Below are 12,819 nucleotides of genomic sequence, written 5' to 3'. Positions count from 1 at the left end.
AATGCTGTGGCGGGAATCGTACGCGAAGGGTGAATACGGGATGGGGCAGGGGCGGGGTTGGGAGGGCGCGGTCCTCAAGCTGCTGCGCGCCAAGGATTTCGTGTTCACCCTGACCGACGCGGAGGACGTCACCCCGGACTACCGGCGGCTGCGCTTCACCGACGGCGGTCTCCTCGCGGCGACCGGCGTGCACCCGACCATGTGGGTACGGCTGTGGTTCGACAACGCGGGCAAGCCCCACCAGCGGGCCTACACCCTGGTCGACCCGGACCCGGCGGCCGGGACGTTCAGCCTGGAGTTCGCCCTGCACGAGGGCTGCGCCAGCGACTGGGCCAGGGCGGCGAAGCCCGGCGACACCATCGAGGCCACCGTCCAGGGCACCGGCTTCGAGCACCCCGACCCCGCTCCCTCCCACGTCTTCGCCGTCGGCGACCCGGCCTCACTTCCGGCCATCAACTCCCTGCTGGACACGCTGGGTTCCGCGAGGGCCACCGTCTGGTTCGAGGGCGGCGACGACGATCTGCCGTTCCGCACCGACCCGGCCCGGCACGAGCTGCGCAAGGTGCCGCGCCAGGACTCCGGCGCGCACCTGGTCGAGCAGGTGAAGGCGGACCTGCCCGGCCTGCTCCAGGACACGTCCGACCCGTACGTCTGGATCGCCTGCGACACGACGACGACCCGCGCCCTGTCGGCCTACGTCCGCAGGGAACTGGCCCTGCCCAAGCAGCGGGTGCACGCGCTGGGCTACTGGCGGGCGACGTAGGCCGGGCGGGCCCGGCTCCGGACGCGGCCGGGCCCGCGCCGAGGGATGATCGGGGCATGGACGTCACTCTTCACCTCGCCCAGGACCCCGAGGCCGACGCGCTGCTCGGGCGCAGTCCGCTCGCCGCGCTGGTCGGGATGCTGCTCGACCAGCAGATCCCGATGGAGTGGGCGTTCAAGGGTCCGGCGACCATCGCCCAGCGGCTCGGCACGGACGACCTGGACGCGCACGAGATCGCCGCACACGACCCCGAGGCCTTCGCCGGGCTGCTCTCCCAGAAGCCGGCGGTGCACCGCTACCCGGGCTCCATGGCCAAGCGGATCCAGCAGCTGTGCCAGTACCTCGTCGAGCACTACGACGGTGACGCCGAGGCCGTCTGGAAGGACGCCCCCACCGGCAAGGAACTCCTGAAGCGGCTGGCCGAGCTGCCCGGCTTCGGCAAGCAGAAGGCCCAGATCTTCCTGGCCCTGCTCGGCAAGCAGCTCGGAGTGCGGCCGCCGGGCTGGCAGGAGGCCGCGGGCTCCTACGGCGAACCGAAGTCCTTCCGCTCGGTGGCCGACATCACCGGCCCCGAGTCACTGGCGAAGGTCCGAGCCCACAAACAGGAAATGAAGGCAGCGGCCAAGGCGGCGAAGACAACGGGCAAGTAGCGGACTGCGGGGGCCCACCCCCCGGCCCCTGGCCATCAGCCGCGCGGCCCGTCCCAGGTGGCGGGAGTCTCCCGGGCGGGCCAAGCATGGATCATGAGCGAGCCATCGAGCGGCTCCCCCCGGGGACCGGAGCGCGGCCCCTCCCACCGGCACGCGCCCGGCCGACCCCGGAGCTTGGGGCCCGACGTCATCGCCCTGCGTAACCAGGGTCGTCGTACGCCGAGCGAGCGGAACTCGCACCCGGTGAGATGAACCGCGTGCCCACGACGGGGAACCACCTCCCGTGAACCCCGCACCGCAGCCGGCCCCCCGCGCCACCCGTCGAAGCACGTGGCCGCGGGTACTCGTCCTGCTGCTCGCCCTGCTCGTGCCCGGCGCGCACGCCGAGGCGCACGCGGCGCCGACGGCCGCCGTCTCCGCGGAGAGCACGGCCGTCGAGTGCGACGTCCTCGACACGGCCCTGCGCCCACCGGCCCGGGGCGCCCGGCGCACCGCCGTCCCCCTGCGCCCCACTCCGCTCCCGAGTTCCGGGTCCGCGTACACCGCGCCGCATCCCGCACCCATGCCGCCGGGGCCGCGGCACGACCCTCGGCCCCTGCGTTCCGAGGTCCTGCGCTGCTGACGGGACCGGGCACCTGCCCGTCAGCCCGTACGCAGCCATGCGCAGCAACACGGAACGAGGAACACAGCCATGCTCGAAGACCCGTACGCGGTCCTGCGCGCCCTCCTGCGCGCCGAGGCCGTCCGCAACACCCCCAAGCCGTCCCAGCCCCAGCCTCAGCCCCCGTCCGGGACGCGGACGCGGGAACGGCAGCAGACCCCGAAGGAGAGGGAACACGGCTGACCGAGCGGCGGAGGCGGTGGCGGTGACGGCCAGGCCAGCGCCTCCGCCGCCCCCGGTCGCCGGGCCGTCCCTAAGCGACGGCGCGATCTCCCACCCGGTCCCCGCCGACCCCTTTCGGGCGAATCAGGCGCACGGATTGCGCGATCCACTCCAGGAACGCCTCGGCGGCGCGGGGCCCGGAGCCGGTCGGCCTGCCTCGGGCGGGTGGGGCCGCCGGCACGGTCTCGCGGTCCGGCATATTCACGCCGCCGTTCCCGGTTCGTACCGCCTTGTGGGGTTTTTTTCAGCGTCGCACTCCGTCGCCACGGCTGCGCCCGGAAGGTCCTGCCCGGTAGGCTTTCCGTGTGATCTTCAAGCGCATCGGAAACGGCCGGCCGTACCCCGACCACGGCCGGGACAGCACCCGGCAGTGGGCGGACGTCGCGCCGCGCCCGGTCCGCCTCGATCAGCTCGTGACGACCAAGCAGCAGCTCGATCTCGAGACGCTCCTCGCCGAGGACTCCACGTTCTACGGCGACCTCTTCGCGCACGTCGTGAAGTGGCAGGGCGACCTGTACCTGGAGGACGGCCTGCACCGCGCGGTGCGGGCGGCACTCCAGCAGCGTCAGGTGCTGCACGCGCGCGTGCTCGAGCTCGACTGACCCCGCCGTCACGGGTTGACCCTTTCGGGTCCGCTGGGCGACGTCGAATGATCATCTAGTAGGCATCGTCGCCCGGGCGCACTACGCTGCGCTCATGAGCATGCTGACTCCCCCCGGCATGGGCGGCAAATACCGCATCAAGGGAAACAAGTACCCGCGGATGCGCCGGCCCCGGCGGCGCGGCAGGCTCGTCGGGCTGGTCGTCGCCGCCGCCGCCGTGCTCGGCGTGGGCGGCTGGGGCACATGGCAGCTCATCGACGTCTTCACCGGCGGCGGCGAAAAGGCCTCGGCGGCCGGCAGCGGGACGACGGACTGCGCCCCGAAGACCAAGGCGAGCCCCTCGCCCCGCGCCAAGCCCCTGCCCGAACCGCGTGCCATCACGGTCAACGTGTTCAACGCCACCACCCGCAGCGGTCTGGCGAAGAAGACCGCCGACGAGCTGAAGAAGCGCGGCTTCAAGATCGGCGACGTCGGCAACGCGACCAAGCAGTACGACAAGAAGGTCAAGGGCACCGGCGTGCTGCTCGGCCCCGCCTCCGCACTCGACACCTCGCTGCCGGTGCTCGGCGCCCAGCTCCCGGGCGCCGAACGGCGTACCGAGGCGACCCGCAAGGGCACCGCCCTCGACCTCGTCATCGGCGACGGCTTCAAGGAGCTGGCCAAGAAGCCGGACGCCGACCGGGCCCTGACCAAGCTGGCCACGCCCGAGCCGGCGCCGTCGGCGAAGAAGGGCTGCTGAGCAGCCCGGGACACCGGACCTACTCGGCCGCCCCGTACATCCGGTCCCCCGCGTCGCCGAGGCCCGGCACGATGTAGCCGTGCTCGTTCAGGCGCTCGTCGACCGACGCGGTCACGACCGTCACCGGAGTGCCCGCCAGCTCGCGCTCCATGACCTCGACACCTTCCGGCGCGGCCAGCAGCACCACGGCGGTCACGTCGTCGGCGCCGCGCCGGATCAGCTCCTGGATCGCCGCGACCAGCGTGCCGCCGGTGGCGAGCATCGGGTCCAGCACATACACCTGACGGCCCGACAGGTCCTCCGGCATCCGCGTGGCGTACGTGGAGGCCTGGAGCGTCTCCTCGTTGCGGATCATGCCGAGGAAACCCACCTCGGCGGTGGGCAGCAGCCGGACCATGCCGTCCAGCATGCCGAGGCCGGCCCGCAGGATCGGCACCACCAGCGGACGCGGGTGGGACAGCTTGACGCCCGTGGTCGCGGCCACCGGCGTCTTGATGTCGACCTGTTCGGTGCGCACGTCGCGCGTGGCCTCATAGGCGAGCAGGGTGACCAGCTCGTCGGCGAGACGGCGGAAGGTCGCGGAGTCGGTGCGCTGGTCGCGCAGCGTGGTGAGCTTGTGGGCGACCAGGGGGTGGTCGACGACGTGGAGACGCATGCCGACAACAGTAACCGGGCCCGTTGACCCCGGCGGCACGGCAAGCCCGCCGTCCACCCGTCACCCGTGCGCCGGCGTCAAACCGCCCGTCCGGGGGAAAGCGGTAGAGACGGACTGGGGGTGGTGAGCCTGATGCCCGAACGGGATTCCCGAGACGATCCGTCGCCGCGCGCACGGCCCGCGCCGGCCACGGAGACATACGAGACCGGGGCCTACGAGACCGGCAGGACCGGTAAGACCCGTGGGCCCGGCAGGACCGGTGCGGTCGGCAGGACCGGTGCGGCCGGCAGGACCGGTGCGGCCGGTGCCGCCGGTGAGACCCGTAGCTCCGGTGCGACCCGTAGCTCCGGTGCGACCGGGGCCGCCGGTGCCGCCGGTGAGACCCGCAGGTCCGGTGCGCCTGCCCGGACCGTCCAGGCCGAGCCGGTGGACGGGGCGGACGAGACCGACGCCGAGCGCCGGCGGCGGCGCGCCCGGTTCCTGCGCGATCTGGCCGAGGCCCGGGAGCTGCGCGACCGTGTCCAGCCGCGCCGCGTCAAGGTGGCCCGGCTGCGGCACGCGATGCGCATGCGCACGTTCCGCTGGTAGGAAACGCCCGACGAAACCCACGATGACACCTCCGGGGAAGATCACGAACCGCGCGGATGTTGTCGAGGTGGCCCGTGCGTGGAGCGGGGGAAAGACGCGTACGATCCGCAGGTGGCGGCAACGAGCGTGCGAGCAGAACTGCCGGACACAGGGAGCCGAAGACGTCCCCTGAACGCCTTGTTTCTGCCACGATTCCGAGTGGGCGGGGCTCGGACGAGCCCTCCCCGCCCGCAACCTCCGCCGGGGGGATCCCCAACCGGCACGCCTATGACCAGTGGGAGAGTCACGGTGTACTTCGCCGCACTGCTCGCGCGCACCGAAGACGGGTGGGAAGCGAGCGACACGGAGCTCGACGATGTGGAAACCCTGTCGGATCTGGCCGACCTGGCCCGTGAAGCCTCCCCCGACGAGGACACGGTGCTCGTGCTCATCGAGCAGGAGGACGCCTGGTTCGGCGTCGTCCGCGTGGACGGCGAGGACGACCCTCGCATCTACGTCTCGGACGCCGCCGCCGCTGCCCGCAGCAGCTACGGCGAGATCCTGCTCACCGACGAGCTGCTCGGACGCGATCCGGACGACGGGGACGACCTGGACGCCCTCGACCTCGACGGCACGGAGGACGGTGATTCCGACGACGACGAGGCCGGCGACGGCGACCCGGTCGCCGGAACCGGCGAGGCCGTGCCGCACGGCCCGGTCGGCGACGCCCAGATCCTGGACGATCTCGGTGTGAGCGAGAAAGAGCTGCGCTCGCTGGCGACGGACGCCGTCACGGAGATCGCCGAGGCCCTGGGCGCCTCGGAGACCCTGGAGACGGTCCGCTGACCGCACGCACCACCCCGGGACCACCGGATCCCGTACGGGACCCCTGGCGGCCCGCGATGCGGCTCGCCCTGGATGAGGCCGCCGAGGCCGTCCGGGGCGGGGACGTACCCGTCGGCGCCGTCGTCCTGGCCCCGGACGGCACGACCGTGCTCGCGGCCGGGCACAACGAACGCGAGGCCGGCGGCGACCCGACGGCCCACGCGGAGGTCCTCGCCCTCCGGCGGGCCGCGGCCGCACTCGGCCGGTGGCGGCTCGCCGGGTGCACCCTCGTGGTGACGCTGGAGCCCTGCACGATGTGCGCGGGCGCGATCCAGCAGTCCCGCGTCGACCGGCTCGTCTACGGCGCCCGCGACGAGAAGGCCGGCGCGGCCGGCTCCCTCTGGGACCTCGTCCGCGACCGGCGGCTCAACCACCGGCCCGAGGTGATCGAGGGCGTGCTCGCCGAGGAGTGCGCCGGGCTGCTCACCGAGTTTTTCCGCGGCCGCTGACCGTCGCCGCTTACCGATTTCAAAGCACGCCGCACCTTGCTGTAAGGTCTCCCTCGGTAGCGTGTCCGAGCGGCCGAAGGAGCTCGCCTCGAAAGCGAGTGTGGCGCAAGTCACCGAGGGTTCAAATCCCTCCGCTACCGCTGGAGAAGGGCCCCGTCGTCAGACGGGGCCCTTCGTGCGATCATGTGCGCTGCATGGGACACCAGTGACTGGGGAGGCCGCGATGGCGGTGAACGCGAAGAAGGTCGCCGTCTACGTCGTCGTGGTCTTCGTGTTGTACGTGATCATTACGGACCCGAAGAAGGCCGCCGACTACATGCAGATAGGGTTCCAGGGCATATCGGACGCCGCCCGCGCCCTCGGCGACTTCGCCACGTGGGTCGCCAACGGAGGAAAGTGATGATCCGCCACCTGGTCCTCTTCAAGCTCCACGAGGGCGTCGAGCGCGACGACCCGCGGGTCGTGAAGGGCGTCGAGGCCTTCCGCGCCCTCGACGGCACGATCCCCGAGATCCGCTTCTGGGAGCTCGGCTGGAACGTCAGCGACCGTCCCATCGCCCATGACTTCGCCATCAACTCGGCCTTCGACGACGCGGACGCGCTGCGCCGGTACCTGGAGCATCCCGACCACCAGGCGGGTGTCGCGCTGTGGCGCGAGTTCGCCACGTGGGTGATCGCCGACTACGAGTTCTGAGCCCGCCGCTTCGAGCCCCCCGTCGCTCCGACGGGGGGCTCTTCTGCCGTGGGCGCACATTTATGCCGTATTTCATCCCTCAACACGTAGTTATGGGGTCCTTGCACACAGTGCACATGTCTTGTGATGCTATGACCGCTTTTTGATGGAAGAGAGAGTTGACGGATGGGTTGACGGATGACGAGGTGGAGTTGACCGTGCTGGCCAGTACCACACCTCAGGCGCCATCCTCGGAACCGGCTCCGCAGCGGAGCCGCGGCGCGGACACCCGCGCCCTCACACAGGTCCTCTTCGCGCAGCTCAAGGAGCTCCAGCCCGGCACGCCGGAGCACGACCGGGTGCGCGGGGCGCTCATCGAGGCCAACCTCCCCCTCGTGCGCTACGCGGCCGCCCGGTTCCGCTCCCGCAACGAGCCGATGGAGGACGTCGTCCAGGTGGGCACCATCGGACTCATCAACGCCATCGACCGCTTCGACCCGGACCGGGGCGTGCAGTTCCCGACGTTCGCGATGCCGACGGTGATCGGCGAGATCAAGCGCTACTTCCGCGACAACGTCCGGACGATCCATGTGCCGCGCCGGCTGCACGAGCTGTGGGTGCAGGTCAACAGCGCGACCGAGGACCTGACGACCGCCTTCGGGCGTACCCCGACGACCGCGGAGATCGCCGAGCGGCTGCGCATCACCGAGGACGAGGTGCTGTCCTGCATCGAGGCCGGACGGTCCTATCACGCGACCTCCCTGGAGGCCGCGCAGGAGGGCGACGGGCTGCCGGGGCTGCTGGACCGGCTCGGCTACGAGGATCCCGCACTGGACGGGGTCGAGCACCGGGATCTCGTACGGCATCTGCTCGTACAACTGCCCGAGAGGGAGCAGCGGATCCTGCTGCTGCGGTACTACAGCAACCTCACGCAGTCTCAGATCAGTGCGGAACTCGGCGTCTCGCAGATGCACGTCTCGCGGCTACTCGCGCGTAGCTTCCAGCGGTTGCGGTCTGCGAACCGGATCGACACGTAGCCGCGAACCGGCGTGGTGGGCGGCTGTGAGCCCCCTCGACTCGTAATCGCAAACAGTTGCGAGTGGTAACCGTGGAGAGGGAATCGCTCATCAGGGCCGTTGCCGACGGTTGCGGGCCGAAAAGACGTCAGACCCCTTGCTTGCAGGGCGGATTGGCGTCTCAGATGTCGACATGTCACTACAGCGTGTTGCCGACATGTGACATTCTGCGGGAAGCGCGTTTGCCGGGGCTTCGGCTCCGGTATTCAGGTGAAGGCTGCGTTCCTCAGACGGGAGCGTTCGCCGCGACCGTCCCGCGACCCAAAGGGGGTGGCATGTCCGCAGAACAGGGCAGCTCGAAGGTGCTCACGCTCGCGGAGAGCGACACAGCTCCCCATGCTCTCGACTCACTTGGCCCCATCGACGACGTTCCGGCCGGGCTCGCGACCGAGCCCGCCCCGGCGCTTGTGGCCACGGGGGCCATCGACACCCGCACCCTGTCCCGCTCCCTGTTCCTGCGGCTGGCCGCGCTCGACGAGGACAGCCCCGAGCGTGCGTACGTCCGTGACACGCTGATCGAGCTCAACCTGCCGCTGGTGCGGTACGCGGCGGCGCGGTTCCGCTCCCGCAACGAGCCGATGGAGGACATCGTCCAGGTCGGCACGATCGGGCTGATCAAGGCGATCGACCGGTTCGACTGCGAACGGGGCGTCGAGTTCCCGACGTTCGCGATGCCGACCGTCGTGGGTGAGATCAAGCGGTTCTTCCGCGACACCTCGTGGTCGGTGCGGGTGCCCCGCCGGCTTCAGGAGCTGCGGCTGGCCCTGACGAAGGCCAGTGACGAGCTCTCGCAGAAGCTGGACCGCTCGCCGACGGTCCCGGAACTCGCGTCCGTGCTCGGAGTGTCCGAGGAGGACGTCGTCGACGGGCTGGCGGTGGGGAACGCGTACACGGCGTCCTCGCTGGACTCCCCGGCGCCGGAGGACGACGGCGGCGAGGGCTCGCTGGCGGATCGGCTGGGGTACGAGGACAGCGCCTTGGAGGGCGTCGAGTACCGGGAGTCGCTGAAGCCGCTGCTGGCCAAGCTGCCGCCCCGAGAGCGGCGGATCATCATGCTGCGGTTCTTCGCGAACATGACCCAGTCGCAGATCGGCGAGGAGGTCGGCATCTCGCAGATGCACGTGTCCCGCCTGCTGACGAGGACCCTGGCGCAGCTGCGGGAAGGCCTCATCTCGGACTGACCGCGCGCGCCCCGACGCCCACCCGGAGGTGGTGGGTCAGGGCCGCGCCGGGGGGTGTCCGTCCTCGGAACGGCGCGATGGCGGGCACCAACCACCTGTCCGTTGACGCGCCCACGGCTGCGGGCGGACACCCCCCGACACGTCCCCTTCTCGCCATAGGCGGCTGCGTCAGCCCAGCGCCAGCCACGCCACCGCCGCGATCACCGCGACGGCGACGACGACGCCGAGGATGAGACCGATACGCGGCCCGCCACCGCTCGTCGCCGCGGCCTGCCGCCCCTGCGGCGCCTCGTCGACGAACGCGCGGAACATCTGGGTGCTGCCGGCGGGGTCGTGATTGCCCTGCGGGGCCTGGTTGTTAGCCATGGCCCGAGACCCTAGCGAAAACGCCGGGGCTCCCCAAGTGGGGGTTGGCATTCCGTTCAGTCCCACCCGACCCCTCCCCCCAGCCTCACGACCTGCACATTTACTGCCGCGATACTTGCCTTTGCCAACTTTTTATGCCGCACCCACCTCTTTTATTTGCCTGTAGCAACCAACCGCTCCTATGGTTGCCCTAAGCAACGAAAGGGGAGGTGTCATGGCCGAGAGGGCGCAGTACGCAGAGCTGGTCCGCCAGTTCAGTGCCTTCGGCGCCGTGAAGCGGGAGCTCGGCCGGATCATGCCGGCCGACTGCCCCGGCGGGTCGGCGACCGTACTGACCATCCTCGGTCGCCACGGCGACATGCGCATGAGCAAGCTCGCGGAGCTGCTCGCGGTGGACATGTCGGTCACCAGCCGCCATGTCGCGCACGTCGTGGACCGGGGCTGGATCGAACGCTCCCCCGACCCCGCGGACAAGCGCTCCCGGATCCTGCGCCTCACCCCGGCGGGCCACGCACAGCTCGACGAGCTGTCCCGGCGGACCACCGAGGTCCTCGCCGAGCGCCTGAGCGACTGGACCGACGAGGACGTCGGCCGGCTCACGGACCTGATGGCGCGGCTGAGGGAGAGCTTCGACTGCCGCCCCGCGCACCGGGCGGCACCACCCGCTGTCGAACAGACCACCCGTACACCCGCAAGCACGTAAGAAAAGGAAGCCCATGGCAACGACCACACCAGCCGGTGTGCGGGCTCATGCCAAGCACGGGGGAGGCTCCCACGGCTCCCCCGGCGGCGGCGCTCCGATGACGCACCGGCAGATCATGGAGGCCCTCACCGGCCTTCTGCTCGGCATGTTCGTCGCGATCCTGTCGTCGACGATCGTCTCCAACGCCCTGCCCCGGATCATCGGCGACCTCGGCGGCGGCCAGAGCGCCTACACCTGGGTCGTGACCGCGTCCCTGCTGACGATGACCGCGTCGACGCCGCTGTGGGGCAAGCTCGCCGACCTGTTCTCCAAGAAGCTGCTGATCCAGCTCGCGCTGGTGATCTTCGTCCTGGGGTCGGCGGCGGCCGGCATGTCGCAGAACCCCGGCATGCTCATCGCGTTCCGCGCGGTCCAGGGCATCGGCATGGGCGGTCTGTCCGCGCTGGCCCAGATCATCATGGCGGCGATGATCTCGCCGCGTGAGCGCGGGCGTTACAACGGCTACCTGGGTGCCGTCTTCGCCACGGCCATGGTCGGCGGTCCGCTGGTCGGCGGTGTCATCACCGACACCGACTGGCTCGGCTGGCGCTGGTGCTTCTACGTCGGCGTGCCCTTCGCGGTGATCGCCCTGATCGTGCTGCAGAAGACCCTGCACCTGCCCGTGGTGAAGCGGAAGGTCAAGGTCGACTGGGCCGGTGCCTTCTTCATCACCGCGGCCGTCTGCCTGCTGCTGGTCTGGGTGACCTTCGCCGGTGACAAGTACGACTGGCTGTCGTGGCAGACGTACGCGATGGTCGGCGGCTCGGTCGTGCTGCTGGCGCTGTTCGTCCTGGTCGAGGCCAAGGCGAGCGAGCCGATCATCCCGCTGCGGCTGTTCCGCAACCGCACCATCACGCTGGCCTCCGTGGCCTCGCTGTTCGTCGGTGTCGCGATGTTCTCGGGGACCGTGTTCTTCAGCCAGTACTTCCAGCTGGCGCGGGACAAGTCGCCGACGATGTCCGGCGTCATGACCATCCCGATGATCGCGGGCCTGTTCGTCTCCTCCACCGTCTCCGGCCAGGTCATCACCCGGACCGGGCGCTGGAAGGGGTGGCTGCTCGGCGGCGGTGTGCTGGTGACGGCCGGGCTCGGGCTGCTGGGCACGATCCGGTACGACACCGAGTACTGGCATATAGCGATCTTCATGGCGCTGATGGGCCTCGGCATCGGCATGATGATGCAGAACCTGGTGCTGTGCACGCAGAACCAGGTGGAGCCGGGTGATCTCGGTGCCGCGAGCTCCACGGTGACCTTCTTCCGGTCCCTGGGCGGCGCCGTGGGTGTCTCGGCGCTGGGCGCGGTCCTGGGCAACAAGATCACCGACTACGTCAGGGACGGCCTCGCCGGCCTCGGCGCCAAGGGCGAGGCCCTCGGCCACGCCGGTACGGGCGGGGGCGGCATCCCCGACCTCAACGCGATGCTCGCGCCGATCCGCACCGTCGTGGAGAGCGCCTACGGCCACGGTGTCGCGGACGTGTTCCTCTACTCCGCCCCGCTGGCGCTGCTCGCGCTGCTGGTGTCGCTGTTCATCAAGGAGGTCCCGCTGAAGACGAAGGGCGGACTGGCGCAGGCGGCGGACACCGACGCCCGCGCGGAGGCTCCCGCCGAGGCGGCCGCCGAGGCCCCCGCCGCGGAGAAGTCCGTGCCGAGCTGGGCCGTGGCGGACACCGAGGCCGCCGACGGCACCGGGCCCGAGGGCACGCAGCGGCTCGCCGCCGTCGCCACGGCGACCCGGGCCGAGGAGCCCGCGTCCGGCGGTAACGGTGTGCCGGTGCGCGGTTTCGTCCGCGGCAACGAGAGCGCGCCCGTGCCACGGGCCGCCGTCACGCTGATCTCGCTGGCCGGGCGTCAGCTGGGCCGGTCCGTGGCGCAGGCCGACGGCTCCTACGCCGTCGACGCGCCGGGCGCCGGGTCGTACGTGCTGATCGCCTCCGCCGACGGCTACCAGCCGCAGGCGTCCACGGTCGTGGTGAACGGCGAGCCGGTCGCCTACGACATCCTGCTCAGTGGCACCAGCGGGCTGACCGGCCTGGTGCGGGCCGCCGAGGGCGGGCAGCCGGTGAAGGACGCGATGGTGATCGTGACCGACGTGCGCGGGGACCTGCTGGCCACCGGGAGCACCGGTGAGCAGGGGGAGTTCTCCTTCGCCGAGTTGGTGCCCGGGGCGGTGACCGTCGCGGTGAACGCCGCCGGGTACCGGCCGCGCGCCCTGCCCGTCGAGGTGGGCGGCGCCGGGGTCACCCGGGTCGAGATCGACCTGGACTCGGGCGCCCGCGTCCAGGGTGTCGTCCGCGCCCCGCACGGGCCGCTGGCCGACGCCCGGGTGACGCTGGTCGACCAGGCGGGCAACGTCGTCGGCTCGGCCACGACCGGCTCGGACGGGGCGTACGCCTTCACCGACCTGGACGGCGGCGAGTACACCGTCATCGCCACGGGCTACCCGCCGGTGGCCACCGCCCTGACGGTCACGGGCCGCGGCACCGACGCCCACGACATCGAACTCGCCCACCCCGGCGAGTAGGACAAGCCCCGGCCCGTGGTGGTGGTCGCGCTCCGAGCGGAGGCGCGCCCCTGCCACGGGCCGGATTC

General features: G+C 71.1%; 17 protein-coding genes and 1 tRNA gene. 16 read left to right on the top strand and 2 right to left on the bottom strand.

The genetic code is table 11. From position 1 onward, the window contains the following. The first annotated feature begins 40 nt into the window (after positions 1-40). From AC07F0_RS32960 to AC07F0_RS32935, 6 genes are all read left to right on the top strand, one after another. The gene (locus AC07F0_RS32960; protein ID WP_478983693.1) at positions 41-763 is read left to right on the top strand and encodes a siderophore-interacting protein; all 723 of its coding nucleotides are present in this window, start codon (positions 41-43) and stop codon (positions 761-763) included. A gap of 56 nt (positions 764-819) precedes the next feature. Next, positions 820-1,413: an HhH-GPD-type base excision DNA repair protein gene (locus tag AC07F0_RS32955; RefSeq protein WP_478983625.1), complete on the top strand. Its 594-nt coding sequence runs from the start codon at positions 820-822 to the stop codon at positions 1,411-1,413. Between the two features lie 283 nt (positions 1,414-1,696). Further along, on the top strand, positions 1,697-2,035 hold the full coding sequence (locus tag AC07F0_RS32950) for a hypothetical protein (RefSeq protein ID WP_478983624.1): 339 nt from the start codon (positions 1,697-1,699) through the stop codon (positions 2,033-2,035). A 69-nt stretch (positions 2,036-2,104) separates the two neighbouring features. Beyond that, entirely contained in the window at positions 2,105-2,257 is a 153-nt protein-coding gene (locus tag AC07F0_RS32945) for a hypothetical protein (protein WP_478983623.1), read from the top strand. A gap of 344 nt (positions 2,258-2,601) precedes the next feature. After that, positions 2,602-2,898, top strand: coding sequence for a type II toxin-antitoxin system VapB family antitoxin (locus tag AC07F0_RS32940; protein ID WP_003991361.1), 297 nt, complete (start codon positions 2,602-2,604; stop codon positions 2,896-2,898). Positions 2,899-3,016: 118 nt separating this feature from the next. After that, a complete protein-coding gene (locus AC07F0_RS32935) occupies positions 3,017-3,637 on the top strand; it encodes a LytR C-terminal domain-containing protein (protein ID WP_478983692.1) in 621 nt (206 codons plus the stop codon). Between the two features lie 19 nt (positions 3,638-3,656). On the opposite strand, the gene upp is transcribed toward AC07F0_RS32935, so the two are convergent. Then, on the bottom strand, positions 3,657-4,292 hold the full coding sequence (upp, locus tag AC07F0_RS32930) for a uracil phosphoribosyltransferase (protein ID WP_436728159.1): 636 nt from the start codon (positions 4,290-4,292) through the stop codon (positions 3,657-3,659). 132 nt (positions 4,293-4,424) lie between these two features. Between upp and AC07F0_RS32925 the strand changes: the two genes are divergently transcribed. The 8 genes from AC07F0_RS32925 (at position 4,425) to AC07F0_RS32890 (ending at position 9,122) form a co-directional block, all read left to right on the top strand. Beyond that, positions 4,425-4,880 carry a hypothetical protein gene (locus AC07F0_RS32925; protein WP_478983699.1) on the top strand — a complete coding sequence of 152 codons (456 nt, stop codon included), beginning with the start codon at positions 4,425-4,427 and terminating at the stop codon, positions 4,878-4,880. 288 nt (positions 4,881-5,168) lie between these two features. After that, positions 5,169-5,705: a tRNA adenosine deaminase-associated protein gene (locus AC07F0_RS32920; RefSeq protein WP_356928273.1), complete on the top strand. Its 537-nt coding sequence runs from the start codon at positions 5,169-5,171 to the stop codon at positions 5,703-5,705. 56 nt (positions 5,706-5,761) lie between these two features. Beyond that, on the top strand, positions 5,762-6,193 hold the full coding sequence (gene tadA / locus AC07F0_RS32915; RefSeq protein ID WP_478983622.1) for a tRNA adenosine(34) deaminase TadA: 432 nt from the start codon (positions 5,762-5,764) through the stop codon (positions 6,191-6,193). A 55-nt stretch (positions 6,194-6,248) separates the two neighbouring features. Continuing rightward, positions 6,249-6,333 (top strand) — tRNA-Ser (locus AC07F0_RS32910). An 83-nt stretch (positions 6,334-6,416) separates the two neighbouring features. Continuing rightward, positions 6,417-6,593: a hypothetical protein gene (locus AC07F0_RS32905; protein WP_478983621.1), complete on the top strand. Its 177-nt coding sequence runs from the start codon at positions 6,417-6,419 to the stop codon at positions 6,591-6,593. Further along, on the top strand, positions 6,593-6,886 hold the full coding sequence (locus tag AC07F0_RS32900; RefSeq protein WP_478983620.1) for a Dabb family protein: 294 nt from the start codon (positions 6,593-6,595) through the stop codon (positions 6,884-6,886). The genes AC07F0_RS32905 and AC07F0_RS32900 overlap by 1 nt, the downstream gene beginning before the upstream one ends. A gap of 197 nt (positions 6,887-7,083) precedes the next feature. Further along, positions 7,084-7,902 (top strand): RNA polymerase sigma factor SigF, encoded by an 819-nt coding sequence (locus AC07F0_RS32895; RefSeq protein ID WP_478983619.1) that lies wholly within the window; start codon positions 7,084-7,086, stop codon positions 7,900-7,902. 314 nt (positions 7,903-8,216) lie between these two features. Beyond that, positions 8,217-9,122 carry an RNA polymerase sigma factor SigF gene (locus AC07F0_RS32890; RefSeq protein WP_478983618.1) on the top strand — a complete coding sequence of 302 codons (906 nt, stop codon included), beginning with the start codon at positions 8,217-8,219 and terminating at the stop codon, positions 9,120-9,122. 168 nt (positions 9,123-9,290) lie between these two features. On the opposite strand, the gene AC07F0_RS32885 is transcribed toward AC07F0_RS32890, so the two are convergent. Further along, a complete protein-coding gene (locus tag AC07F0_RS32885) occupies positions 9,291-9,488 on the bottom strand; it encodes a hypothetical protein (RefSeq protein WP_356928199.1) in 198 nt (65 codons plus the stop codon). A gap of 214 nt (positions 9,489-9,702) precedes the next feature. Between AC07F0_RS32885 and AC07F0_RS32880 the strand changes: the two genes are divergently transcribed. Both AC07F0_RS32880 and AC07F0_RS32875 read left to right on the top strand, forming a co-directional pair. Further along, positions 9,703-10,191 (top strand): MarR family winged helix-turn-helix transcriptional regulator, encoded by a 489-nt coding sequence (locus AC07F0_RS32880; protein WP_478983617.1) that lies wholly within the window; start codon positions 9,703-9,705, stop codon positions 10,189-10,191. 97 nt (positions 10,192-10,288) lie between these two features. Continuing rightward, positions 10,289-12,751, top strand: a complete 2,463-nt coding sequence (locus AC07F0_RS32875) for an MFS transporter (RefSeq protein ID WP_478983691.1) — start codon at positions 10,289-10,291, stop codon at positions 12,749-12,751. Positions 12,752-12,819 lie beyond the last annotated feature (68 nt).

Source organism: Streptomyces sp. NPDC045955 (assembly GCF_056430805.1).
The sequence above is the reverse complement of the archived record's forward strand: the minus strand, read 5'-3'. Positions and strand labels throughout refer to the sequence as shown.